At 36.7% G+C, this 24,828-nt stretch carries 23 protein-coding genes; 10 read left to right on the top strand and 13 right to left on the bottom strand.

Translation table 11 applies throughout. The features are described 5' to 3' along the window. The first annotated feature begins 8 nt into the window (after positions 1–8). Both AB8P06_RS02645 and AB8P06_RS02640 read left to right on the top strand, forming a co-directional pair. On the top strand, positions 9–761 hold the full coding sequence (locus AB8P06_RS02645) for an LOG family protein (protein ID WP_369837481.1): 753 nt from the start codon (positions 9–11) through the stop codon (positions 759–761). Between the two features lie 60 nt (positions 762–821). Beyond that, a complete protein-coding gene (locus AB8P06_RS02640) occupies positions 822–1,292 on the top strand; it encodes a DUF6702 family protein (protein ID WP_238536291.1) in 471 nt (156 codons plus the stop codon). Between the two features lie 370 nt (positions 1,293–1,662). On the opposite strand, the gene AB8P06_RS02635 is transcribed toward AB8P06_RS02640, so the two are convergent. Further along, positions 1,663–3,777 carry a DUF5689 domain-containing protein gene (locus AB8P06_RS02635; protein WP_369837478.1) on the bottom strand — a complete coding sequence of 705 codons (2,115 nt, stop codon included), beginning with the start codon at positions 3,775–3,777 and terminating at the stop codon, positions 1,663–1,665. A 10-nt stretch (positions 3,778–3,787) separates the two neighbouring features. Further along, entirely contained in the window at positions 3,788–6,523 is a 2,736-nt protein-coding gene (locus AB8P06_RS02630; RefSeq protein ID WP_369837477.1) for a carboxypeptidase regulatory-like domain-containing protein, read from the bottom strand. A 239-nt stretch (positions 6,524–6,762) separates the two neighbouring features. Here AB8P06_RS02630 and AB8P06_RS02625 point away from each other — a divergent pair, with 239 nt between their 5' ends. Further along, on the top strand, positions 6,763–7,962 hold the full coding sequence (locus AB8P06_RS02625) for an endonuclease/exonuclease/phosphatase family protein (protein WP_369837474.1): 1,200 nt from the start codon (positions 6,763–6,765) through the stop codon (positions 7,960–7,962). 48 nt (positions 7,963–8,010) lie between these two features. Beyond that, the gene (locus AB8P06_RS02620; protein ID WP_369837471.1) at positions 8,011–8,433 is read left to right on the top strand and encodes a DUF6146 family protein; all 423 of its coding nucleotides are present in this window, start codon (positions 8,011–8,013) and stop codon (positions 8,431–8,433) included. 50 nt (positions 8,434–8,483) lie between these two features. On the opposite strand, the gene AB8P06_RS02615 is transcribed toward AB8P06_RS02620, so the two are convergent. Both AB8P06_RS02615 and rho read right to left on the bottom strand, forming a co-directional pair. Further along, positions 8,484–9,080: a superoxide dismutase gene (locus AB8P06_RS02615; protein ID WP_369837469.1), complete on the bottom strand. Its 597-nt coding sequence runs from the start codon at positions 9,078–9,080 to the stop codon at positions 8,484–8,486. Between the two features lie 201 nt (positions 9,081–9,281). Further along, a complete protein-coding gene (gene rho, locus AB8P06_RS02610; protein WP_369837466.1) occupies positions 9,282–11,090 on the bottom strand; it encodes a transcription termination factor Rho in 1,809 nt (602 codons plus the stop codon). Between the two features lie 143 nt (positions 11,091–11,233). On the opposite strand from rho, the gene AB8P06_RS02605 reads away from it, so the two are divergent. From AB8P06_RS02605 to AB8P06_RS02590, 4 genes are all read left to right on the top strand, one after another. Further along, a complete protein-coding gene (locus AB8P06_RS02605) occupies positions 11,234–11,623 on the top strand; it encodes a DUF4293 family protein (protein ID WP_369837463.1) in 390 nt (129 codons plus the stop codon). 194 nt (positions 11,624–11,817) lie between these two features. Further along, positions 11,818–12,741: a M28 family peptidase gene (locus tag AB8P06_RS02600; RefSeq protein ID WP_369837461.1), complete on the top strand. Its 924-nt coding sequence runs from the start codon at positions 11,818–11,820 to the stop codon at positions 12,739–12,741. 53 nt (positions 12,742–12,794) lie between these two features. Next, entirely contained in the window at positions 12,795–14,633 is a 1,839-nt protein-coding gene (locus tag AB8P06_RS02595; protein ID WP_369837458.1) for an ABC transporter ATP-binding protein, read from the top strand. Between the two features lie 24 nt (positions 14,634–14,657). Continuing rightward, on the top strand, positions 14,658–15,005 hold the full coding sequence (locus tag AB8P06_RS02590) for a DUF1801 domain-containing protein (protein ID WP_369837455.1): 348 nt from the start codon (positions 14,658–14,660) through the stop codon (positions 15,003–15,005). A gap of 230 nt (positions 15,006–15,235) precedes the next feature. Here the strand turns inward: AB8P06_RS02590 and AB8P06_RS02585 are convergent, their stop codons facing one another. From AB8P06_RS02585 to rsfS, 5 genes are all read right to left on the bottom strand, one after another. Beyond that, the gene (locus tag AB8P06_RS02585; protein WP_369837452.1) at positions 15,236–15,889 is read right to left on the bottom strand and encodes a phosphatidylserine decarboxylase family protein; all 654 of its coding nucleotides are present in this window, start codon (positions 15,887–15,889) and stop codon (positions 15,236–15,238) included. A 4-nt stretch (positions 15,890–15,893) separates the two neighbouring features. Beyond that, a complete protein-coding gene (locus AB8P06_RS02580; protein ID WP_369837450.1) occupies positions 15,894–16,766 on the bottom strand; it encodes a phosphatidate cytidylyltransferase in 873 nt (290 codons plus the stop codon). Positions 16,767–16,790: 24 nt separating this feature from the next. After that, positions 16,791–17,372 (bottom strand): LUD domain-containing protein, encoded by a 582-nt coding sequence (locus AB8P06_RS02575; RefSeq protein WP_369837447.1) that lies wholly within the window; start codon positions 17,370–17,372, stop codon positions 16,791–16,793. Between the two features lie 136 nt (positions 17,373–17,508). Then, the gene (gene ftsH / locus AB8P06_RS02570; RefSeq protein WP_369837444.1) at positions 17,509–19,494 is read right to left on the bottom strand and encodes an ATP-dependent zinc metalloprotease FtsH; all 1,986 of its coding nucleotides are present in this window, start codon (positions 19,492–19,494) and stop codon (positions 17,509–17,511) included. Between the two features lie 16 nt (positions 19,495–19,510). Further along, positions 19,511–19,879 (bottom strand): ribosome silencing factor, encoded by a 369-nt coding sequence (rsfS, locus tag AB8P06_RS02565; RefSeq protein WP_007842497.1) that lies wholly within the window; start codon positions 19,877–19,879, stop codon positions 19,511–19,513. Positions 19,880–19,966: 87 nt separating this feature from the next. Here rsfS and AB8P06_RS02560 point away from each other — a divergent pair, with 87 nt between their 5' ends. Beyond that, a complete protein-coding gene (locus AB8P06_RS02560; RefSeq protein WP_369837440.1) occupies positions 19,967–20,680 on the top strand; it encodes a biotin--[acetyl-CoA-carboxylase] ligase in 714 nt (237 codons plus the stop codon). Here AB8P06_RS02560 and AB8P06_RS02555 read toward each other — a convergent pair. From AB8P06_RS02555 to AB8P06_RS02540, 4 genes are all read right to left on the bottom strand, one after another. Next, positions 20,674–21,783 (bottom strand): LptF/LptG family permease, encoded by a 1,110-nt coding sequence (locus AB8P06_RS02555; protein WP_369838376.1) that lies wholly within the window; start codon positions 21,781–21,783, stop codon positions 20,674–20,676. The genes AB8P06_RS02560 and AB8P06_RS02555 overlap by 7 nt on opposite strands. An 11-nt stretch (positions 21,784–21,794) precedes the next feature. After that, positions 21,795–22,925 carry a tRNA guanosine(34) transglycosylase Tgt gene (gene tgt / locus AB8P06_RS02550; protein WP_369837437.1) on the bottom strand — a complete coding sequence of 377 codons (1,131 nt, stop codon included), beginning with the start codon at positions 22,923–22,925 and terminating at the stop codon, positions 21,795–21,797. Positions 22,926–23,000: 75 nt separating this feature from the next. Then, positions 23,001–23,369: a DUF4296 domain-containing protein gene (locus tag AB8P06_RS02545; RefSeq protein WP_369837434.1), complete on the bottom strand. Its 369-nt coding sequence runs from the start codon at positions 23,367–23,369 to the stop codon at positions 23,001–23,003. Further along, the gene (locus AB8P06_RS02540; RefSeq protein WP_369837431.1) at positions 23,366–24,082 is read right to left on the bottom strand and encodes a polyprenol monophosphomannose synthase; all 717 of its coding nucleotides are present in this window, start codon (positions 24,080–24,082) and stop codon (positions 23,366–23,368) included. Before AB8P06_RS02540 ends, AB8P06_RS02545 begins: the two co-directional genes overlap by 4 nt. Here AB8P06_RS02540 and AB8P06_RS02535 point away from each other — a divergent pair. After that, entirely contained in the window at positions 24,066–24,827 is a 762-nt protein-coding gene (locus tag AB8P06_RS02535) for a DUF4271 domain-containing protein (protein ID WP_369837428.1), read from the top strand. The two genes, AB8P06_RS02540 and AB8P06_RS02535, sit on opposite strands and share 17 nt — an antisense overlap. Position 24,828 lies beyond the last annotated feature (1 nt).

Genomic DNA, 24,828 nt, shown 5'->3' with positions numbered 1-24,828 from the left:
TTTTTGCAATGGGAATGGACGGAACAAGAGATGAAAGCTTAGTAAATCCGGAATTTGACAGTAACGAAACGAAACTGCATAATAGCTTCAGACAAAAAACATGGGATGAGACCGTCACTAAAGACAGCTGGATGGTTTTTAAAGTTATGGCTGAATTTGTGGACGGTTATGAAAAACTGGCAAAAATAGGGCCTTGTGTCTCTATTTTCGGCTCAGCACGATTAAAGCCTGAAAGTAAATACTACAATATGGCGGTGGATATTGCTGAAAAAATCACCAAAATAGGTTTCGGAATTATTACAGGTGGCGGCCCGGGAATTATGGAAGCAGGAAATAAAGGGGCTTTCAATGGTAAAGGGACATCCATCGGTTTAAATATAGACCTGCCTTTTGAACAGCATTTCAATCCTTACATCAATAAATCATATTCTATGAATTTTGATTATTTCTTCGTAAGAAAAGTAATGTTTGTAAAATATTCCCAGGGATTTATCGTGATGCCCGGAGGTTTTGGGACTCTTGATGAGCTTACGGAAGCGATTACGCTCATCCAGACGAATAAAATAGGAAAGTTTCCGATCGTTCTGGTAGGATCGGAATTCTGGGGCGGATTGCTGGAATGGTTTAAAACAACCTTACTGAAAGAAGGAATGATTGCAGAGCATGATCTTGATCTTTACAGAGTGGTAGATACTGCTGATGAGGCTGTAGCACACATTAAAGCATTTTATGATAAATATTCTGTGAACGTGAATTTTTAATTGGCATATTATTTGTGACTTATAACCTAACAATTTATGATTGTAAATCTATTAATTAAGATGAAAAAACTTTTATATATATCGGGTATTTTAACATTTTTTGTGTTAATGAGTTTTATGTATGTAGACTTTTTCTCTTCAATGACAAAGGTGGATTATATTGATGGAAGTAAGACATTGAAGTTTACCACAAAAATGAATACAAACCATATTTCTGATGCTATTAAAATAAATCCTAATACAGCCGGATTTGAAGCAGAGGTAAAAAAGTATGTAAACAACAATTTTGATGTATACGTCAACGGCTCTCCTAAAACAATAACATTTACAGGAAGTCAGGTAAGCGGAGAAACTGTATGGGTATATTTTGAAACCGGAGGTGTTTCTGATATCAATACCCTGAAGATTAAAAATACGATCCTCTTGAGCGCTTTTCCAAAGCAGATCAACATTGTGAGTGTTGCTTACAAAGGAAGCCAGAAAGTAATGAACTTTCAGAGAGGAAAAGAAGTAAACGAAGTTTCGTTTTAAAAATTAAAATTATCTAATTTCAATGAACTGCCCTGAAAAGTAAATTTTCAGGGTAGTTTTTTGCTTAAAAACAAAATCACTAATCTTTTAAAAACAGTAAACCTGAAAGCCACTTAGAAACAGGCAGGAATCTGTTATCAATGATATGCTTTCTCTTGAGAACTCAGTCAATTTATTATTACTTATCCCGATTGTAAAAATGCAAAAATAACACAGCAGACCCTGGAAATAGATCTAAACAAACTTATTGGATTGGGAGATTTGTCGTAGCATATAAACGGTGTATTGTTTGGAAAATTTATCAGAACGCCCACAGATAAACAAAAAATGCGGACTTTTCAGTCCGCATTTTTTTATGATTAAAAGTTAATTACTCTCCTTTTATTTTGAAGTCATCAACTTCCCATGTTGCTGCTGCAGAAGTTGTAGAAGTATATTTAAATGCAATTCTTACGTTTTTCCCTAAGAAAGCATTTAAGCTTACATTTCCTGAGCTTACCCAATCTCCGAATGCACCGGTATTGGTGTCCAGAAGAGCCGGTAGTTGCACCCATGTTGTGGTAGCCGGATCTCCGGTATAATTATCCGTAGCATAAACCTGTAATGCATTTCCTGCATATCTTACGTCTGTTGTAAAGCTAACGGCTGCTTTTGTTTTTCCAACCAAGCTTACCGCTTTTGAAATCAGCCAGTCTTCATTCACATTGTTTCCGGAAGCAAATCCGTTCATTACGGCATAATAATTACTTCCGTTTCCCTGGTTGGAAGTATTCCAGACCTGAGCTCCGGTTACATTTTTTACAGTCCAGTCCGGGCCGAATCCTCCTGCTGCGAAAGTATCATTGTAAATAGTCGGTAGTGGTGTATATACGCTTCCGTCACATCTGGGGTTATCTAAATCGATATCCGTTAGTTTTGTAATCCATAACTGATAATCTCCGTTATAAACACTTACAATGGCATATACATCGCCTTTACCACCGTCGACTTCAGTAGAGCTTGCTCTTTTTGAGTTGTCACTTGTTCCGAATTCTGCCTGTCCGTTGGTTCTTAAAGTAACTTTATTTCCTGAGCAGTCCTGTAAAGTCCTGTTGGTGGCATTATTCCCGTCGGCATAAGTTTTTCCCAAATCAGCATCAATAAACTGAAGATCTTTAATTTTAATCCATCTTCCTATATCACCCGGAGTCAATTGGGTAATTGTTCTGTCTGAAGGGGTAACCATTCTTACAGGGGCGTTCCCGTCATAAACACTTTTATAAAGATCAGCTTCCTCTACTCCACCAAACAGCATATTTCCTCCGGAATTATATAATGATCCTAACTGGAATTCTCCGTTTACGTTTCTTACATAAAGGTTTTTAAGTTTGATATAAATATCTTTCCCTACTCTGAAACGGTTGTCCTGGTACAAGCTCAGTTTATTAATCCCAAATCTTATTCCTCCGGTTGCATCTTCAATAAACACATATTTATAAAGGTTTCCAGTCTGATCGTTTGCAGTGACCTGGGCTTTAACATAGAAATCTCCCGTAATCTGCGTCCAGCTTCCGCCGGTATACATTTGCTTCAGTTCAGCAATTGTTTTTTGGGTAAGACCTGTATCACTGAACTGGCAAGGATCTGAAGCAATCCCATCCAGACGAGGAAAATTATTCATTTCAAGATCCGTCACTTTGTTGATATACATCTGATAAGTCGTGTTGAACTTACTGTAGATCGCCACGAATTTTCCGTTTCCTGCAGGCATAATCTGGTTCGCAAATGAAGCAAATCCACTGTTTCTTACCACTCTTGCCGTAGTTGTACTTGCATCTTTGATTTGTCTGTCTACCGTTACACCGTTAGGCGCATAGTTTGTACACAATACTCTGCTGTCGAATTCGGCATTATTCACCTGGATTAGACATCCCAGATATTGATCATTGGCAGTTACCATCTGAGCAAAGGTCATCACCTTAGGAACAATTTTTTCTCTGACAGAGCAAGATCTGAATACACGGTTCGGAACCAGCTTTTCAGGCATTCTCGCTACAGCATTCGTTAATGTAGAAGTAGGGTCTTTAACTCCTAATTGCACAACACCACCGTAAGTACCTACAGCCAGACCTGCTAATTTTACATATACTTTAGATCCCTGAGGATATTGTGTATAGGTACTCACCATATCCACACTCAAGGTAAATCCCTGTGTAGGATTTTCCGGCTTATCCTGGATATAAATTGTTTTGTAAATATTTCCTGTTTCATCTGTTGAAGAAACATAGCCTTCGATAACATCTGTAGAATTATCCGGGAAAATATAAGTTGTATTATTGGCAAACTTTGCTTTAACCTGCTCCAGTGTCATGGTAGCAGTAAGATCCGCACATTGAAAATTTTCAAGGTTCGGCTCGTTATATTTATCATCATGTACACATCCCGTTATGACAAGAGAGGCAAAAACAATGAAAATATAGGTGAAAATTGAAGTATACTTTTTCATAGTAGTAGTTTTAGAATCTTAAATAAACGTTTGTAAAGAAGGTTGTTCCTCTGTCATACCAAAGTTTTGGTCCGAAATAAGGTGTCGCTCTCTGGGCATCAGCAAGTGCATCCGGGAAGTTTACGTTTCTTCCCTGCTCAAATCCACCTGTTACATAGTTTCTGTTATTAAGGATATTATTTACTGAAACACTAATTCCCATTCTGTATTTCCCTAAAAGGAAAGATTTTCCGGCATTGGCATTCAACATAAACTGATCATCAAACTTTTTCTGGGCCGTAATCTGTTGAATAAGCTCCGGTGTAACTCCGTCATAAGGATCTCCCGTAAGCGGATTCGTATACATATAAGGGGTTTTATTTAACGCTGAAAGATCAAGATACTGATCCATTAAATAGTTGGCAGAAGCTCCTACCCACCAGTATTTGGGAGAATTATACTTTAATCCTAAAGAAAAGGCTTTCTGCGGAGTTCCTGCTACTTTATAATCTTTAATGTTGGCTTTACCCCAAAGATCAGATCCCCTGAATTCATTGATATCGTCAAACGTTGCTACGTTAGGATTGTTGGTATATTTATATTCTCCAACACTTGCTACCCCAATGGCATTTAAAGTAGGTGTGATTTTCAGATCAAATCCTAATTCTGCACCTATATATCTTTTGTTTACCCCTGTCATTGCTTCATTAACCAAAGTACTTAATGAGGTACCTGTAGAGCTGTTTACATCTGCATAATATCTTGAGATTTCAGTCGCATTATTGATTGTGGTATAAAATCCTGATAATCTTAATTTTAAAATCTGACCTCTTAAGATATAGCTCAATTCATTGGAATTGATCATCTGGTTTTTCACACCCGGTGTTACGTAATCTACAACTCTCGGGTTGATATAGATTTCATTAAGCGTCGGTGCAAGGCTAAAGAAAGCTCCGTTGTATACGATAAAGTTTTTACCGTTGATTTTATAAGTAATTCTTCCTTTAATCCCTGCATCAAGGGCATCATAAATAGCACTTTTCCCTTTGGAATTGTTCTGGAATCTGAAACTTCTGAAATCACCGTCTCTCTGAGATTCAGAATAAGAAGAGAAAATGGAAGCCATCACATTCCATTTGTTGTAATCAACTTCAGATGAAATATTCAGGGAGTACTGATTCTTTGTCAGCTCGTAAGAATACTGGGTTCTGTCTCCTTCTTTCACCTGTATATTAGAATCATCGATATTATATCTTATATCGTTATCGAAGGCATTAAGGTTGTAAGCGAAATTTGCACCTAACAAATCCTTAACTCTTCTGAAATTATCTGATTTTAAATTCTGATAATTGAAGTTGATGTTTAATTTCCAGTTATCATTTAATCTTGTATCAAAATGAGAGGCAAAATTGAATGTTTTATCTTTGTTTACATCTTCTACTACCGTATAAACGGCACCTCTTGCATCGCCATTCATATCGGTAAGGTTCAATTTGTTGGCATTATATAAAGAAGTCCAGTCGATCTGTGCATTTTGTCTGAATTCATCTTCAGTATAAATACCATAACTAGGTAATTTTCTGTAATAAGTAGGATTCGGGTCTGCAGCATGGAACCAGTCTAATCTGCTTCTTGCATCACTTCCGATCTGGTAGGAAACCGTATTGATCCAGTTTGAGCTTTTACCCAGTTTTAAATAATCGGTTAACATAAATATCGGTTCAAAAACCTTTCTGATCCTTGAGTTTCTTTTCTCACCATCTTGCCATCCCCAGTATGAATTATAGTTTTTTCCCATAATGTCATACACTTCCTGAGTATTCGGAGCGTTGGATGCCCTGTATGTAGGCGATCCGAAACCGGTAAAATTAATTGAGTGTCTGTCACTGAATTTCTTTTCAATAGAGCCAAAATAAGCATAAGCATCCTGGTAAACCCCATCAAGAATCGCTCTGTCACCCCATCTTCTGCTTCCTGAGAAAGTGAATGCCCAGCCATCTTTGGTAAGTCCTGATGAATAGGTAGCCATCGCTCTCTGCATATAACTTCTGTTGGTAAAAGAATACGCGAGTGATGTCTGCTTTCTATAGCTGGAAGCTCTTGTATTATAATAAGCCACACCTCCCAAATTCCCGAACGTATATTCTGACGGGGTAATGTTATCCACATTTTCATAAGGATATCGCATTACATCATTCAATCCGCCCCAGTTGCTGAAATCAATTCTTCCGTCATCATTTTTAGACATCGGAACACCATTGAAAACCACATCCTCAAATCTGTTGTCTACCCCTCTCGGTCTGAACCAGTAAGCACCTAATTCGAAAGCCGAAACATTCTGGAAAGCATCTCTCCCTGAGCTCAAAAGTCCTACAGTAGGCTGCATTGCAGAGCCTCCGTCTTCAGTATCGCTTGCAGAATCGTCAATAACAACAACTCCGGCATCTGTTCCTACATTGTAATTAAGTGTAATAACACCCAAGTCTTTTCTCTTTTCATCAGCAATTACATCAAACTCTAAAATTTTAGAATCAAAGTTTGGCTTTGTCACTGTAATAAGATAGTGGCCAGGTTGTAAATCCGTAAATTGGAAATATCCGATTTTATCCGCAGTTACATCGTCTGTCGACTGGGCAAGATCTACTTCTGCTCTCTCCAAAGGCTTACCATCCTGACCCTTAACATACGCAAAAACAGTAGTTTGCGCAAAATAATAAGATGCAGGTAATAAGGTAAACAAAGAGATTAGGGATAGTTTTTTAATCATAATAAACTTATTTTTAATCCTTCTTTTTTTGAGGGGCAACAAATTTAGGACTATTTTCATTAACTCAAACATTTTAAATACTTTATTCTATTAATTTTTCTTAACGTACTGGTATTATCTCAAAAAAAGAATCAGCTTGTCATTAATACTAAAAAAGTCTTTGTTACAAAATTTTAATCTTAGTTCTTATATAAAATTAGTAATTTTACGCCCCTTAATTTGTTGAAATATACTTTACAATGAAAAAATATCTAATCATCGCTGCCGTTTTCTGCTTCGGATCTGCCTTTTCACAGCAAAAGCAGGTAAAAAGAGCTGCCATCGGTTTTTTAAATGTAGAAAACCTTTGGGATACGATTCCGTCTGCAGATTATATCGATGGAACATTACAGGTTTCAAACCCTAAGTTCCACAGAAGCGTTCCTTTAGATTCCTTACAATATCTGGAAACTACCGAAGACTATAAAGGTGAATTGAGTGATGATCTTTTGATTGGTAAAAAAGTGATCCGTAAACAGGTTTTGGCGGATGAATTTACGGTAAACAGTCCTAAAAGATGGGGAACCAAATTTTACAATCAGAAACTGGCAAACGAAGCCAAAGTAATTTCAGAATTAGGAAGACAATACACGAATGACAATCCTGCTATTTGCGGACTTATCGAGGTTGAAAACAGACAGGTTATTGAAGACCTTATCAAACAGCCTGCTTTAGCAAAAAGCAATTACGGAATTGTCCATTTTAACTCTTATGATGCAAGGGGTATTGATGTAGCTATTATTTATCAGAAAACAAGGTTTTCCGTTTTAAATGCCTACAAAAAGGAAATCAAAATTTTCGATGAAGAAGGAAAAAGAGAATACACCAGAGATGTTGTCATTGCGATCGGATTACTGGACGGTGAAAAAATCGCGATATTCATGAATCACTGGCCTTCAAGAAGAGGCGGTGAAGCGATTTCACAGGCAAAAAGAAATGCCGCAGCAACGGTTCTAAAAAATGAAATGGATAAGATTTCATCTGAAAATCCGGGAATCAAATTGTTCTCCATGGGAGATTACAATGATGATCCGGTAAGCCCGAGTTTAAAAAAACATTTGGGTGCTATAGGAGATCCGGGTGAGCTTTCCGATAAATACCCTTATTACAACCTGATGTATAAATTATACAAAGCGGGAGTTGCTTCTTTGGCGTACAGAGATTCAGGAAACTTATTTGATCAGATCATCGTTTCAAAAAATTTATATTCCCCGGAAAAAATTACTCCAACCTATTCTATCTATAAAGCGGAAATTTATGCTCCATCTTATTTGGTGAATAAAGAAGGGCAATTTAAAGGATACCCTTTCCGTTCGTGGGATGGCGACAGGTTTACGGGAGGTTACAGTGATCACTTCCCTGCCGTATCAATTGTTCAAAAAGAATACATCAAGAAATAATAAATGAGCACTCTGAATGGAGTGCTTTTTTTATGTAACTTTATGTGTATGAAAAATTTAATCTTATTATTACTCTTTGCATGTATCCCGTTCAGCTGCTCTTCGCAGACAGATCCTAAGAAGGATAAAGAAAAATCTGAGATCAAGCCGTCAAAAAATGATGACGGAGAATGGGATATTGATGTTTTAGACACTCAATACGATTATTTTCTGAATGTGGTTGCCAAACCGATGAGCCAATATTCGGAATCTTATCTGAAAACAAAGAACACGCTTTTGGTAAGCGAATGGAATTCGTATTTCAGTTCCGGAAGACATAGAAATGTGATAGAATCATCTATAAGCTATGATCCGAAAGAAAACTACGGATTGAAATTTGAATATAAGCTCTATCAGGTTTTTGCTTATGTCAACTGGAAATATGGCTTAAGAATGAACGGACTTTCAGGAAGTGATGCCGTAAGACAATAAAAAAGGTTCAGAAAATTCTGAACCTTTCTTATTTTTTATATAGTTTGTAATTATTTGTTATATAATTCTTCAACTTTATCCCAGTTTACCACATCAAAAAATGCGCCTACATAATCAGGTCTTCTGTTCTGGTAGTTTAAGTAATAAGCATGCTCCCAAACATCCAATCCTAAAACCGGAGTTCCTTTTGCATCAGCAACCGGCATCAACGGGTTGTCCTGGTTGGGTGTAGAAGAAACTGATACGGAACCGTCTTCGTTTTTGATCAGCCAGGCCCATCCTGAACCGAATCTTGTCTTAGCAGCTTCAGAAAAATCAGTTTTGAATTTTTCAAGGCCACCATAGTTTTCAATAGCAGCTTTTACATTTCCTACAGGCTCTTTGCTTCCTCCCGGAGTTAAGATTTCCCAGAATAAAGAGTGATTGAAATGACCGCCACCGTTATTTCTTACTGCAGGCTTATCAGTTCCTGTTTTGCAGATTTCTTCAATAGTTTTCCCTGCCAGTTCAGTTCCTTCAATTGCTTTATTTAAATTGTCGATATATGCCTGATGATGTTTTGTATGGTGAATTTCCATAGTTCTTGCATCAATTGTTGGTTCTAATGCATCGTAAGCATATCCTAGTTTTGGTAATTCAAATGACATAATTTTATTTTTAATGTTATATTCCAAAGTTAGCCATTAATTAACCTATTATCAAAAACAGAAGATTATTTTAATAAATCTTTAACATTGATAAAGTAGATTCAAAAATGTGTTCAACTAAAAAATAAAAGTTTAGAACCTGTAAAAACAGAAAGCACAGATTAACGTCTGTGCTTCCTATCTTAACAATATTAAATTAAATTATTTATTCATTGACATCAGGAACTCTTCATTGTTTCTGGTTCCTTTAATGTTTTTATCTACAAATTCCATCGCTTCTACCGGATTCATTTCTGAAAGGTATTTTCTTAAAATCCACATTCTCTGAGAGGTAACCTCATCAAGAAGTAAATCATCTCTACGGGTACTTGAAGCAACCAGGTCAATAGCAGGATAAATTCTTCTGTTGGCAATTTTTCTGTCAAGCTGAAGTTCCATATTTCCTGTACCTTTGAATTCTTCAAAAATAACTTCGTCCATTTTAGAACCTGTATCGATCAAAGCTGTTGCAATAATGGTTAAAGAGCCTCCGCCTTCAATCTTTCTTGCTGCTCCGAAGAATCTTTTCGGTTTATGAAGAGCATTGGCATCCACCCCTCCGGAAAGTACTTTTCCTGAAGCCGGTGTTACCGTGTTATAAGCTCTCGCTAATCTTGTAATCGAATCTAATAAAATAACCACGTCGTGTCCGCATTCAACCATTCTCTGAGCTTTTGCCAGAACAAGGTTAGCTACTTTCACGTGCTTATCTGCCGCTTCATCAAATGTAGAGGCAATAACTTCTGCATTTACGCTTCTTTCCATATCGGTAACTTCTTCAGGACGTTCGTCGATCAGGAGCACCATCATATATACTTCAGGATGATTGGCAGCGATAGAATTCGCAATATCTTTAAGGAGCATCGTCTTACCTGTTTTAGGCTGTGCAACGATCATTGCTCTCTGTCCTTTTCCAATTGGGGCGAAAAGATCTACGATTCTTGTGGAAATAGTAGAATTATTTCCGGCAAGGTTGAATTTCTCTTCAGGGAAAAGCGGCGTTAAATATTCAAAAGCGACACGGTCTTTAATGAAAGCCAGGTCACGTCCGTTAACTTCTGTTGGCCTCAATAATGAAAAATATTTTTCACCTTCTTTCGGAAGCCTTACGATACCTTTTACCGTATCTCCGGTTTTCAATCCGAAATTTCTGATCTGTGCTGTGGAAACATACACATCATCCGGCGAAGAAATATAGCTGAAATCTGATGAACGCAAAAATCCGTAGTTATCGGGTAGGATTTCCAAAACACCTTCAATACTTACCATACCGTCAAAGCTGAACTCTTTTTTGTGCTCATGATGCTGCTCGTCTGATCTGTCAGAGTGGCGGTTTTGATTCTGGTTCTGGTTTTGGTTTTGATTTTTATGTTGGTTTCCACTGTTTTGTGGATGATTGTGTCCTTTTTGAGATCTGGCCTGAGGTTGAGGGTTGTTCGGCTTTTCTTCTGCGGGAGCAGATTCCTGAGGATCTGTGTTTTTGGGAGCTTCTGTTTTTTCCTGAACAGGATTTTCTGTGTTGCCCGTATTGGGAGAAACCCTTTTCCTTTTTTTCTTAGCCGCTGCAGAAGTTGATCCTTCTTCTGTTGCTTCAGCTTTTCTTTCCTCTGGTTTTACTTCTTCGGAAACGGGTTTGCTTTCTGCGGCTCTATTTTCTGTTTGCTCTTCTACTTTAGGCTGTGTTTCCGCCGGAGCTTTTGCTTCAGCTTTTGGCTTTGCAGTTCTCTTGGGAGCTGCTTTTTTGACAGGAGCTTTCGCTTCTTTTTCTGCCGGTTTTTCTTCAGTATTCATACTGGTTTCTGTGGCGTTGAAATAATCTTTTGAGACTTTAGGGTTGGAAGCTTGAAAATCAAGAATAGCAAAAATTTTATCATTTTCTGTGCTGTTTCTTGCAACTTTAACGCCTAAATCCCTTAAGATTTTAGTCAATTCCGTTACGGATTTTGACCTTAACGTTTCAATGTTAAACATATTTATGTAAAAATGTAATTAATTGTGAGTAAGAAAAGTAAGTCCGGTGACTTTTGTTTTCAAGTACATTGTATAATGCAAATCTACACTTATTTTTGAATTGTGCAAAATTTATGCTATTTTTGCCAGGAATTTAATATTCAATGTTACAAAGAATACAGACTATATGGGTTTTTCTGGCAGTCTTAGCTGCTGTTTCTCTTTTCGTTACGGGACAAGATGTTGCTGTTTTTGGCTCTATTCCCGTGATTAATATTGGCTGTATCGTGCTTGTTTTGGTTGGATTACTGAGTGTATTCAGCTTTAAAAACAGAAAAAGACAAATATTGCTGAATACGATCAGCATTATTATAAACGCTTTGTTGATTGGTATATTGATTTACTGGTTACTAAACTTATCCGGAGGAATACAATTTCCTGAGAAGGGTATTGAGCCGATTTTCCCATTGATTGCGGTGATCTGTTTGCTTATTGCAAATATATTTATCCGAAAAGATGAGAGGCTCGTAAAATCTGTAGACAGGCTTCGATAACCTTACAACGATTTTTTGAGTGAGAACAGTTCCTTTTTCGGGAACTGTTTTTTTATTTTAGCATATAGGTTTCCGGTTTACTTTATATTTTAAATCTTTTTAATCTGGGCTAATGAATATTTATTTTAAATATTAAAAACTCTTGCAACATTTTCGATAAATATGCGACCTATGTATTTATAAATTATAATCTAATGAAAAAATTAACTTTTCTTACGTTGTCACTTTTCTCCATATTTTCTTTTGCACAGGAGGTTTCCACAGAGAGAATCAATACCATTCTTTCCACTCTTGCTTCGGATGAAATGAAAGGCCGTGAAATCGGTACTCCGGAAAATGATAATGCTGCCAATTATATTGCAAAGCTTTTCAAGGAAAACAATCTTGAATACTGTACGGGAAATTCTTATCTCGTTCCTTTTGATTATAAAGGAAAGACGGTTTACAATGTTTGTGGGGTTAAAAAAGGAAAAACCGATAAATATCTGGGATTCTCAGGACATTTCGATCATATCGGAACCAGCAACAAAAGCGGGGACAATATTTACAACGGTGCAGATGACGATGCAAGCGGCATTACCACTCTTGCTGGAATAGCAGATTATTTTAAAAATAAAAAGCCTGATTTTTCAATGGTTTTCATCGCATTTAACGGTGAGGAAAAAGGGATGCTTGGTTCAAGAGCCATTACTGAGGACAAAAATTTAGATAAGATCTATAATAATTTAACTGCTCTTTTCAATTTTGAAATGTTGGCTACAGAATCTCAGTTCGGTAAAAATGCGCTTTTCATGACCGGTGATGAATTTTCCGATCTTGATGAGCTTTTCAATAAGAATGCAGTGAACGGATTAACGGTCAACCCGGATCCATATGCTGCCCAACAATTATTTTACAGATCAGACAATGTAAGCTTTGTAAAGAAGAAAATTATTGCCCATTCTTTCTCTACGGTTGATATGACCAAGGCTAAACATTACCATAATGAAAGTGATGATGTAAGCATCGTTGATTTTAATAATATGACACAGATCATCAATAATTTCGGTAAAACCCTGGAAAAATTAACTCCGGCTAATTTTGCTCCGAAGTATAATGATAAAGTAAAATTTAATTAAGAACGTCTTATCCTTTAATTTTACGTAATTTTGTTTTCCCAATTTTTCATTGAATGAATCAATATATTAAAATACTAAAGTTCGCAAGGCCACACCGAAAATACATATACGGAAGTTTATTTTTCAACATCATGTACTCGGTATTTCAGATTGCTTCCTTAGGAACGATCTTACCGGTTTTAGGAATGCTTTTCGGAACCATAAAACCTGAGAAATATGATGCTGCACCTGTCTATTCAGGAGAAATTGGCGACTTTTTTAACTTTTTAAAAGAATATTCTAATTATTACGTTCAGACTATGGTCGCAGAGCGTGGAGCACTTAATGTACTGGCGTGGCTGTGTGTGATTACTGCTTTCATGTTTTTGCTGAGAAATATCTTCCGCTATTTAGGTTCTTTCTTACTGATCAATTATCGGGTGGGTGTTACGAAAGATCTTCGTAGTGCGATGTACAACAAAATACTGTCGTTACCGGTTTCATTTTTTACAGAACGCAGAAAAGGAGACCTTATGTCCCGTATGTCAAATGACGTAGGTGAGGTTGAAGGTAATATTTTAGGAAGTTTGATAGAATTGATCAACGCTCCTTTTATGCTGATCAGCACATTGATTACCTTATTCTTTTTAAGCCCGGAAATGACCCTTTTCTCCCTGCTTGTATTGCCTGTAATGGGAACTATGATTGCATTGGTAGGAAAAAGCCTTAAAAAAGATTCTCACGAAGCTCAGAACGAAATGGGAACTATATTCTCTATCGTAGATGAGACTTTGAAGTCATCAAAAGTGATCAAGATATTCAATGCTGAAAAGATCATGGGCAACCGGTTTATGCAGTCTATGCAACGATGGATCTCAAGCTCTATCAGCCTGGGAAGAAAAAAAGAACTGGCATCTCCGATGAGCGAATTTCTGGGATCTATTACTTTCCTGATCATCGCCTGGTACGGAGGGAAACAAATTATCGTGGATCAATCTATTTCTCCGGCAGACTTCCTTGTTTTCCTGGGAATGTTTTTCCAGATTTTACCGCCTGCGAAAAGTTTATCAACTTCCATTTCCAATGTTCAGAAAGGAGAGGCTTCTCTTGAAAGGGTTTTAGAAATCCTTGATGCTGATGTGAAAATTGATGAAGTAGCAGAGCCGGTAGAGATCTCTACGCTTAACCATCAGATTGAATTTAATAATATTGGTTTTTACTATGATAAAGACCATACGATTCTTAAAAACTTCTCACTGATCATTCCAAAGGGTAAAACGGTAGCTCTTGTAGGGCAAAGCGGTAGCGGAAAAACAACGATCGCCAACCTTTTAGCCCGCTTTTATGATGTTTCGGAAGGTGAAATTTTAATTGACAAAACTGATATTAAAAGTTTAAAACTAAAGGAATACAGACAACTTTTAGGAATGGTAACCCAGGAATCGGTTTTATTTAATGATACCGTTTACAACAATATTCTGATGGGTAAACCCGATGCAACCAGAGAAGAAGTGATTGCAGCCGCGAAAATTGCCAATGCAGATTCATTTATCACCCAGCTTCCCGAAGGCTATGATTCCAATATCGGAGACGACGGAGGTAAGCTTTCCGGAGGCCAGAAACAAAGGGTTTCTATTGCCAGAGCGGTATTGAAAAATCCACCGATTATGATTCTGGATGAAGCAACTTCTGCATTGGATACGGAATCCGAAAGATTCGTACAGGATGCTCTGGAAAAAATGATGGAAAACAGAACGTCATTAGTGATTGCCCACAGACTTTCAACCATTCAAAAGGCAGACTGGATTGTAGTGATGGAAAAAGGGGATATTGTAGAACAGGGAACCCACCATGATCTTATCGCTAAAAAAGGAATATATCACAAACTTGTTGAGCTTCAGAATTTTGATTAAAATATTTTTAAATTAATTTTTAAAATGAATCCAATACAAGAGTATTTCTACAGAATCGAAGAGCCTGACAGAAGTACTCTTCTTTTTTTACGTAAAAAGATCCTTGAATCTGATCCGGAAAACATTACGGAGACTTTAAGTTTCGGGCTTCCTTTTTTCAAATACAAAAAGAAGATGTTGTGTTATTTATATTACAGCAAAAAATATAAAAAACATTATGTAAGCTTCTATCACGGTGACAGGCTAGATTATACCGAGCTTTTACAGGAAGGCAGAAAGAAGTTTAAAATCCTTCTGATTGATATGGAAGAGGATTTACCTGTTGAGTTTATTCTGAGATTGATTGATGAAGTGAAAAAGTTTATAAAATAGGCGTTTTAAAGTGCAGGAATTCAGAATTATTAAGTTTTGGCTAAAGCCAATTGATTTCTATTTTAATTGTTAGACGGGCTAAAGCCCGTCCCTATTGATAAGAATTCCGTTTTTTAAGCTTCGTATAATAATTTGTGCTCATTCGTGAAATAACATTTGTATCATTTTTGTGTTTAAATAAAAAAGACCGCCTCAAAGAAGCAGTCTTTCATTTATATTTAATTTAAATCTTAATCTTTCATTCTTGCAATCACATCCAGGCCACCTTTTGTGATGTCCCCGATCTTGCAGATGATCTCAGTATCCAAAGGCAGGAAAACGTCCATTCTCGACCCGAATTTAATAAATCCGAATTCATGCCCGGCTTTTGCCTTATCACCCTCATTACAATAGAAAACAATCCTTCTGGCAACATATCCTGCGATCTGTCTGAAAACGATTTTATGATTGGTCATACTTTGTACGGCAACTGTCGTTCTCTCGTTTTCCGTAGAAGATTTTTCATGCCATGCTACAAGATATTTTCCGGGATGGTATTTTTTATAGATCACTTCTCCGGAAACCGGGTATCTGCAGATATGCACATTCAGAGGAGACATAAAAATAGAAACCTGAATCACTTTTTCTTTCAGGAATTCTGTTTCTTCAACTTCTTTGATCATTACGACCTTCCCGTCAACCGGAGCAATTACATTTTCTCTGTGTTCAAGAATATCACGTTTCGGAACCCTGAAAAACCAGAATACAAGGCTGTAAACCAGCAACAGCGGCATGATGATCAAAAGTGACCAGATTTTAAGAAAATAAATAGCTAAAGCACCAATAATAATGAAAAGTATGGTGGCTACGGTAATCGTCCCTTTTGATTCTCGATGTAATTTCATGAGTTTAAATAAATTTTTCTAAAATAAAGTACAAATATACGACAGGCGCGCAGATTAAAAAACTATCCAGCCTATCTAATACTCCACCATGCCCCGGAATGATGTTTCCGCTGTCTTTTACACCGAAAGTTCTTTTCAGCTGGCTTTCCACCAGATCTCCTAATGGCGCAAAACTGGCCACGAGAAAACCTACGACCATCCAGTTTCCCCGAAGGTCATGCTGATAACGTTCTATAAAGTATGATAAAACCAAAGTTAAAATCACTCCGCCTGCATAACCTTCCCAGGTTTTCTTTGGTGAGATTTTCGGGGCCATTTTATGTTTTCCGAAGAATTTTCCTGTCAGATAAGCAAAAGTATCACTGCTCCAGATCAGAACAAACAGAAATAAGACCTCCAAAGAAAAGGTATTTTCATAGCTTGAATATTTCGGGAGCCCTAATGCAAAACTAAATGGAAGGGCTACGTAAATCACAGTAAAGATCAGCTTTCCGCTGTCATAGTATAATTCTGTAGGATATTTGAACAAAGTAACGACAGCAATGGCAATTAATGAAAGAGCCAGGATTTCACTCAGTCTGAAATTAAAGTAAAAATCATGGTAAAAATACCTTTTGGAAAACATGTAAAAGATAATCAGGATTACGGGAAATACCACCCATTTTTCGTACCCATTTCCAAATTTTACAATTTTGACACATTCCCAGGAGCCCACAAATGTCAATAAAGTAATTAATCCATAATACAGATATTGCTGTTTGATAAGATCCGGAGAAATACTGTTGATCAGCTGAGCCCCGAGTGGAGTTGTACAAAGGATAATAACGGCTACGTAAACAATGCCGGAAATGGTTCTTTGAATAAGATTTTTGTCCAAAATGTATAATTTATAAGTTGATGCTTAATCTTCAAGCAACAATAAAAACAGTTTAGTATTCGAATTGGAAGAGGTATCCAATTTCGAATGATTTCCGCTAATGGAGGTAAGGTTTTTGATATTACCGTTTCTTTTGATCTTACCCATTGCATCATTAAGATTGTTGACAATCTGAGATACATTGGCCATAATAATAATTTTATCCGGTAATCTCGAAGAGTGATAGTGAAGAATATTATTATGAGAAAGCATAATTCTTCCGTCGTAGGCGATCAGATATTCACACGTAATGAAAGCAGCATCATTGGCGTGTCCCAGCTCAGAAGTGTAAGGAGTTTTCACAACGTTCATAAAATTCTGAAGTTCTTTATCCCAACAGAAAACACTGTGTATTCCTTCTATCCTGATGATCTGATGTAAAGTTTGTAGAGCTTCCGCTTCATCTGCACAATAATTAAAAAATCCCCCCGAATGCGTAAATAATTGCGCAAACTTATAGTCAAGATCCGCATTTTTCAGCGAATCCCCTAATTTTTCCAAACTCTGTTTTTCCTCTTCTTCAGGCTGGTTGGTAAGTTTGCTTACAATCTTCTTAAATAAACTCAACTTAATCTATTTTTAGTCAACTCTATACAAAAATAGAAAATTAATTACAATACATTCTAAAAATATCCCTTTAAATATGAAAAAACCTGACAATTTTTAAAGTTGTCAGGTTTTTTTCGTCTTGTTTAAGAATATTTTAAAGCTGTGCCGGGCTTTCCGGAGCCTGAATTTCGCTTTCTTCTTCTTTTTCTTTCAAAGGAATCGTGTTGGTAACCGGTTTCTCTGTCAATTCAGGATCCCATGCTCTTTTACCAAATATTTCTTCTAAATCTTCACGGAAAATAACCTCTTTTTCTAAAAGCTTATTAGCCAAAGCATCCAGCTTATCTTTATTTTCTGCAAGAATTCTTACTGCTCTGTCATATTGATTTTCAATAATCGATTTGATCTCAACATCAATTTTCGTCGCTGTTTCTTCAGAATAAGGTTTTCCGAAATTGTATTCAGATTGTCCTGAACTGTCATAGTAAGAGATATTCCCAATATTTGGGCTTAATCCGTAAATCGTAACCATAGCCTGAGCTCTCTTCGTCACATTTTCCAGATCGGAAAGCGCGCCGGTAGAAATATTATTGAATATCACCTGCTCTGCCGCTCTACCTCCTAAGGTAGCACACATTTCATCCAGCATCTGTTCTGTAGTCGTAAGCTGTCTTTCTTCCGGAAGATACCATGCTGCTCCTAAAGAACGTCCTCTTGGAACAATCGTAACTTTTAAAAGAGGTGAAGCATGCTCTACCAGCCAGGAAATTGTTGCATGACCCGCTTCATGGTAGGCTACTCTTCTCTTTTCGGAAGGTTTGATCGCTTTATTTTTCTTCTCAAGACCACCGATGATTCTGTCTACAGCATCAAGGAAATCCTGCTTTGTTACTGAGTTATGATTATTTCTCGCTGCAATCAGTGCTGCCTCGTTACAAACATTGGCAATATCAGCGCCACTGAATCCCGGAGTTTGTTTAGCCAGAAATTCTCTGTCTACATTATCATCAAGTTTGATTTTCTTTAAATGAACATCAAATATCTGTCTTCTTTCGTGCAATTCCGGAAGGTCTACATAAATTGAACGGTCAAAACGCCCTGCTCTCATCAAAGCTTTATCAAGGATATCCGCTCTGTTGGTTGCTGCCATTACAATAACGTTGGTATCTGTTCCGAAACCATCCATTTCCGTAAGAAGCTGGTTCAATGTATTTTCTCTTTCATCATTTCCGCCTGAGAAATTATTTTTTCCTCTTGCACGTCCTATTGCATCAATCTCATCAATGAAGATAATCGCCGGAGATTTTGCTTTTGCCTGGGCAAAAAGGTCTCTTACTCTCGATGCACCTACCCCAACAAACATTTCAACGAAATCTGAACCTGAAAGTGAGAAGAAAGGAACTTTAGCCTCACCTGCAACTGCTTTTGCCAATAATGTTTTACCGGTTCCCGGAGGGCCTACCAATAGAACACCTTTTGGAATTTTACCTCCTAATTTGGTATACTTTTCAGAGTTTTTCAGGAAATCTACCACTTCCTGAACTTCTTCTTTTGCTCCTTCCAATCCTGCAACATCTTTAAATGTTACCTGAATTCTTTCTTTTTCATCAAAAAGTTTTGCTTTGGATTTCCCGATAGAGAAAATCTGGCCACCAGGGCCGCCACCGCCACCCATCTTTCTGAAAAGAAGGAAATAAAATAATCCTAAAATAGCAATCCATATCAATGCTGAAACCAGGATATCTGTGAAAGGATTTTTCCCTGCACCGTAATCTTTCGTGGTTTTGATGTTTGCATTCGCTGCTTTAATCTGATCAAATTTTTGAAGGAAAAGCTGAAGGTCTCCATATTTTACAGTATAATCTGCTTTGGGAGTCATTGAAAATGCAGAAAGCGGATCGTTTTCTTTGGCCGTTTTACTGACCATAGCTGTTTTCGCAGCCTGCGTTAAAAAAATATCAGCCTTTTCGGTGTCTTTATAAATTATAATGTTCTGAACTTTCCCCGACTGCATTTCTCTGAAGAAACCATCTTCATCAATAGTTTTTGCACTGTTATCCCCAAAAAAATTCGGGATAAAGAATAGCAAAAGAGCTATGATTGCAATTGGAAAGAACCAGTTGAATCCTTTATTATTCATTTATACTTTTTAAAATTTAAAATTCATTTTCGATTTTGGTGATCACTGCATCACCCCAGAGTTCTTCTATGTCATAGTACTCCCGTACCTGTTTTTGAAAAATGTGTACCACCACTGAAACATAATCTACCAGAACCCACATTGCATTTTCGGTACCTTCTACATGCCAAGGTCTCTCTTTAAGTTCGTTTCTTACTTTCTTCTCTACACTTCCAGCTAATGCTGCTACCTGAGTATTAGAGTTTCCACTACATATTACAAACGTTTCCGCCACTGAATTCTCAATATTGGAAAGATCGAAGATCATTACATCTTCACCTTTTACATCCTGGATAGCTTCAACGATTTTATCTAATAATTCTTGTTTTTCTACTGTTTTATTCATTAAAAAAATACTATAATCTGCAAATTTATTGTTTTTTCTTTACTTTAGCCTTACTTTTAGCCCTTTAAAGTCTTAAAGTTTTCTTAAATGACTCAACTATTTTACCTAAAGGAATGCCCTTCTACTAATGACGAAATATCTCAGTTTTTACTTTACGGAAATTCAGATTTTACGGGTTTACATACATTCAATCAAACCAAAGGCCGTGGTCAGTATGGAAATACATGGGCATCAACTGCTGAAAAAAATTTAGCCTATACATTGGCTGTAAAGACTGAGAACTTTATTCTTTCCGATTTTACGTTCAATTATTATACCGCAATTGTCATAAGGGATTTTCTTGCCAATTTGACTGAAAATATAGTGAAAATAAAATGGCCGAACGATATTATTCTGAAAAATAAAAAAATCGTTGGAATTCTCATTGAAAAGAAAAAAATTAATGAGCATCATTATTTCATTATCGGAGCCGGATTCAACGTCCTGCAGGAGAAATTCGATACAATCAGTAATGCAGGGTCTCTTTTAACTCAAACAGGAAAGAGATTTGATCTGAATGATTTTACATCCCGGCTTCATGATTATCTTGTTGAAAGACTAAACAATATCCCCTCCGAGCAGGAAATTACAGATCAGTTTAACCAGAATTTATTCCGTAAGGATGAGATCTCCGTTTTTGAAATTGACAAAGAGAGACAAAATGGCATCATACGATATGCCGATGAAAAGGGAGAACTCTGGATTGAACTGGAAGAAGGAATGAAATCTTTTTACCACAAAGAAGTAAAGCTTCTTTACTGATTCGCCCTTTTTAAATATAAATACAGCGCTACCGGGAAAAAGATAATATTCGGAAACCACATGGCCAGTGCGGGAGACATGCTCTTGTTCTCTGAAACCACTTTCAAGGCTTCAAAAGAAAATACAAATACAAACGCCAGAGAAATCCCTATCGCCAAATTGATTCCCAACCCGCCCCGTTTTTTCTGTGATGAAAGTGAAAGGGCCAGAAATGTAAGAATAACGATGGATATAGGCATTGAAGTTCTCTGATACAATTCGTTAAGGTGTGTATTGAGATTACTGTTTCCTTTTTCTTTTTCTCTTTTAATAAATTTAATAAGCTCGGGTGTTGTTTTATTCTGTCCTAAAAGCTCATTTGGGAAAAGCTCTTCCGGCGAATGTCCATAACTTTTTCTCAGTTCTGGACCATTGCCCAGCTTTTCTGAATCATCTTTATTGATGCTTTTCTCAACGTAATTATTTAAAACAAACTGCTTTTTGGTCTTATCCCAATATACGTCGGAAGATTTAAGCTCATAAAGCATTTTCCTGTTTTTATCATATTTCTGAAAAACAAACCCGGAACCTCTTTGTTCCCTTTTATTCCAGGAATTAATGAAAATATATTCCATCCGGCTTAACTGCGCTGAAACGGGAGCTGTCCCCAATACTTTTTCTTTATTGGCCGAATTATAGGTATAAGCTTCCAATTGATTTTTTTGAATATTGGCCCAAGGCAACACAAAGTGATTGATCCCCAAAGACACTACGGCAATAAATAAAGAGGTAAGCAGATAAGGTTTTGCAAAACGGTGAAAGCTGGCTCCACTGCTGATGATTGCGACAATCTCAGTATTATTTGCCATCCTGGATGTAAAATAAATCACCGAAATAAATACCAGAATAGATAAGAACGTCATGATCAGATTGACGATCCAGAAAGGGTAAAAGTGAATCAGAAAGTAGGACAGATTAAGCTTTGCATCGATAGCAGTAGCATTTTCAATCCTCGGTATTTTCTGCTGGACATCAATGACCAAAACAATTATAGACAGTAATATAAGCATGAAACTAAAGGTTCCAAGATATTTCTTAATGATATATTTATCTACAATTGTTATCATAATTCTCTTTATAATCTTTGTCTGAGCACAGGAACTACGGATTTTTTCCATTCGTAGAAATCTCCGGCAATAATATGTTCTCTGGCTACTTTTACCAGATCCAGATAAAATGCTAAGTTATGAATTGACGCGATCTGTTTTGCGAGGTATTCTTTAGACACAAACAAATGACGTAAATATGCTTTTGAATATTCTTTATCTACAAAACTTGTCCCAAACTCATCCAAAGGCGAAAAATCACGCTTCCATTTTTCATTTTTAAGATTCATAACCCCTTGCCATGTGAAGAGCATTGCATTTCTGGCATTTCTTGTAGGCATTACACAATCCATCATATCAATTCCCAGGCCTATTGATTCCAGAATATTCCACGGAGTTCCCACTCCCATCAAATATCTTGGCTTTTCTTTAGGCAGAATATCGGTCACTTCATCGGTGATTCTGTACATTTCCTCTTCAGGTTCTCCTACAGAAAGTCCTCCGATGGCGTTTCCTTCTGCACCGGCTTCAGAAATAACTTCGGCAGATATTTTTCTTAAATCAGAATAGGTAGATCCCTGAACGATAGGAAAAAGTCTTTGTTTGTGACCATAAAGCTCAGGATTTTGCTCTGTCCAGTCAATACATCTTTTTAGCCAACGGTGGGTAAGCTCCATTGAAGATTTCGCCTGATTGTATTCGCAAGGGTAAGGAGTACATTCATCAAAAGCCATAAAAATATCTGCTCCGATCTGTCTCTGGATCTCCATTGATTTTTCCGGGCTGAACATGTGATAACTTCCATCGATGTGAGATTTAAACCTTGCCCCTTCTTCTGTCATTTTCCGGCTGCTTGCCAATGAAAACACCTGAAAACCTCCTGAATCTGTAAGAATAGGAAGATCCCAATTCATGAATTTGTGAAGGCCTCCTGCATCCTGCATGGTTTCCATTCCCGGACGAAGGTATAAGTGATAGGTATTACCCAAAATAATCTGGGCTTTAATGTCTTCTTTTAATTCTCTCTGATGAACGGTCTTTACGCTGGCAACAGTTCCTACCGGCATAAAAATAGGCGTCTGGATTTTACCGTGATCTGTGGTAATTTCTCCTGCTCTAGCCTTTCCTTCAGAGGTTTTTTCTATATTAAAAAATTTCATTCGTATATTTTTTTACTTCACCACTAATGTGGCTGATATTTTTTGTCGAATGGAACTATATCTCTCCATCATCAATTATCTTGCGAAAGAAGGTACGTTTAGGTTTTTCTTCAGTTTATCCTTTACGTACTGATCTGCTTTCGGGTCTTTTTTTAATAATATTTTTTGTGCATCTTCTGCAATACCGCTCATTTTTTCTTTCACCACATAATATTTGAAACTCTCGACAAAATCTTCTGATTTCACATTATAGGTTTTTAGGACAAATCTTGTTCCGGCTTCCAGATTAGAATTAGGATACATAAAAGTTGCCTGATCATTAATGGCCAGATCGGCAAGAATTTCTGACATTTTATCTTCAGGGACAAGATTTTTTGGTTTGTCTATATAATCCCTGCAGGAAAACATAAACAGTAAAATAAAAAGGCAAATCAATTTTTTCATAATCTGTTAATTAATGATTTCCATTTTAAATTTAAAACTCCAAAGACGGCTTCGTGAATGATTCCGCCATTCATTTTGCTTTCTCCCAATATCCTGTTTGTAAAAATGATCGGCACTTCTACAATTTTAAAACCTTTTTTAAAGGCCCTGAATTTCATTTCAATCTGAAACCCATATCCTTTCAGTCTTACATTATCAAGTCCGATTTCTTCGAGAACTTTTCTTGAAAAACAAACGAAACCTGCCGTCGTATCATGAATAGGAAGCCCTAAGATAAATCTTACATATTTTGAAGCAAAATACGAAAGTAAAACTCTTCCCATGGGCCAGTTGACCACATTCACTCCTTTGGAATATCGGGAGCCGATTGCCATATCTGCATGTAAGCAGGCTTCAAAAAGTTTAGGCAGATCTTTAGGATTGTGTGAAAAATCGGCATCCATCTCAAAAATATAATCATAATTATTTTGAATAGCCCATTTAAAACCATGAATGTATGCTTTTCCCAAGCCGTCTTTTACGTGTCTTATCGACAGGTGCAGATTGTGCGAAAACCTTTTCTGTAGGTCTTTTACCACATCAGCCGTTCCATCCGGAGAAGTGTCGTCTACTACTAAAACATGGAAGTCTTCCTCCAACGCAAAAACCGCGGAAATAATATTTTCAATATTTTCCTTTTCGTTATAGGTTGGGATAATGACAAGTTTTTTCATTTCAGTTTGCAAAGATAGTTTATTTAACCTTTTTATTTTATACAAAATAATCTATAATTTTGCAAAAAATATTCCGTTGCCACGATCACAAAATTTTACAAATCATATAAGAATACCTGAGAACAACGACTGGGTAATCTTTATATTGCTGGGCTGCATCTTTTTATATGTTTTCATGATGAATATCATAGAGAGGGAAGCCAACCTGAAAGACTTTCTGCTTCAAAAATATTTTGACGCAAGTAACAATTTACCCAGCTGGATTATCACGTCCTGTGTCACTGCTCTTACTTTGGCCGTTCTGGTATCCCAGTATATTCCGATAGTCCCAAAATATATTGCGGATTTACAGATTGCAGGGTACCAGTTGAATAAATTTGGATATTGTTTGATGGTGGTCATATTTTTTTATGCTTTAAAATCTACATTAGGTTTTTTATTTTATCAGAGTATAGGTGACGGTAAAAAATGGTCAATTTTTTATTTTACCTCTACAAAATTCTATTTCATCTTATCATTTTTACTGATAATTTTAAATGTAACCCACTATTATTTCCCTATAGACAGAAATAAAGCATTTTTTTACTATTTATGCTTTTTTGCTTTTGTATTTATATTCAAGATTTTTTTCTATTTATTTCACAAAAACAATATATTACCGAAAAAATGGTATTATAAATTTTTGTATATTTGCACCCTCCAAATCGCACCATTATTGTTGCTTTGGAAATTATTATTTTTTTAAT

It is taken from the genome of Chryseobacterium tongliaonense (genome assembly GCF_041224435.1).
In the GTDB taxonomy this organism is placed as follows: domain Bacteria; phylum Bacteroidota; class Bacteroidia; order Flavobacteriales; family Weeksellaceae; genus Chryseobacterium; species Chryseobacterium tongliaoense.
Note: the sequence above shows the minus strand (reverse complement) of the source record. Positions and strands in the feature narration are given on the sequence as shown.

Coding starts and splice junctions, on each gene's coding strand:
- AB8P06_RS02645 (WP_369837481.1), top strand. CDS start 9: ATGGGAATGGACGGAACAAGAGATGAAAGCTTAGTAAATCCGGAATTT.
- AB8P06_RS02640 (WP_238536291.1), top strand. CDS start 822: ATGAAAAAACTTTTATATATATCGGGTATTTTAACATTTTTTGTGTTA.
- AB8P06_RS02635 (WP_369837478.1), bottom strand. CDS start 3,777: ATGAAAAAGTATACTTCAATTTTCACCTATATTTTCATTGTTTTTGCC.
- AB8P06_RS02630 (WP_369837477.1), bottom strand. CDS start 6,523: ATGATTAAAAAACTATCCCTAATCTCTTTGTTTACCTTATTACCTGCA.
- AB8P06_RS02625 (WP_369837474.1), top strand. CDS start 6,763: ATGAAAAAATATCTAATCATCGCTGCCGTTTTCTGCTTCGGATCTGCC.
- AB8P06_RS02620 (WP_369837471.1), top strand. CDS start 8,011: ATGAAAAATTTAATCTTATTATTACTCTTTGCATGTATCCCGTTCAGC.
- AB8P06_RS02615 (WP_369837469.1), bottom strand. CDS start 9,080: ATGTCATTTGAATTACCAAAACTAGGATATGCTTACGATGCATTAGAA.
- rho (WP_369837466.1), bottom strand. CDS start 11,090: ATGTTTAACATTGAAACGTTAAGGTCAAAATCCGTAACGGAATTGACT.
- AB8P06_RS02605 (WP_369837463.1), top strand. CDS start 11,234: ATGTTACAAAGAATACAGACTATATGGGTTTTTCTGGCAGTCTTAGCT.
- AB8P06_RS02600 (WP_369837461.1), top strand. CDS start 11,818: ATGAAAAAATTAACTTTTCTTACGTTGTCACTTTTCTCCATATTTTCT.
- AB8P06_RS02595 (WP_369837458.1), top strand. CDS start 12,795: ATGAATCAATATATTAAAATACTAAAGTTCGCAAGGCCACACCGAAAA.
- AB8P06_RS02590 (WP_369837455.1), top strand. CDS start 14,658: ATGAATCCAATACAAGAGTATTTCTACAGAATCGAAGAGCCTGACAGA.
- AB8P06_RS02585 (WP_369837452.1), bottom strand. CDS start 15,889: ATGAAATTACATCGAGAATCAAAAGGGACGATTACCGTAGCCACCATA.
- ftsH (WP_369837444.1), bottom strand. CDS start 19,494: ATGAATAATAAAGGATTCAACTGGTTCTTTCCAATTGCAATCATAGCT.
- rsfS (WP_007842497.1), bottom strand. CDS start 19,879: ATGAATAAAACAGTAGAAAAACAAGAATTATTAGATAAAATCGTTGAA.
- AB8P06_RS02560 (WP_369837440.1), top strand. CDS start 19,967: ATGACTCAACTATTTTACCTAAAGGAATGCCCTTCTACTAATGACGAA.
- tgt (WP_369837437.1), bottom strand. CDS start 22,925: ATGAAATTTTTTAATATAGAAAAAACCTCTGAAGGAAAGGCTAGAGCA.
- AB8P06_RS02545 (WP_369837434.1), bottom strand. CDS start 23,369: ATGAAAAAATTGATTTGCCTTTTTATTTTACTGTTTATGTTTTCCTGC.
- AB8P06_RS02535 (WP_369837428.1), top strand. CDS start 24,066: ATGACAAGTTTTTTCATTTCAGTTTGCAAAGATAGTTTATTTAACCTT.
- AB8P06_RS02540 (WP_369837431.1), bottom strand. CDS start 24,082: ATGAAAAAACTTGTCATTATCCCAACCTATAACGAAAAGGAAAATATT.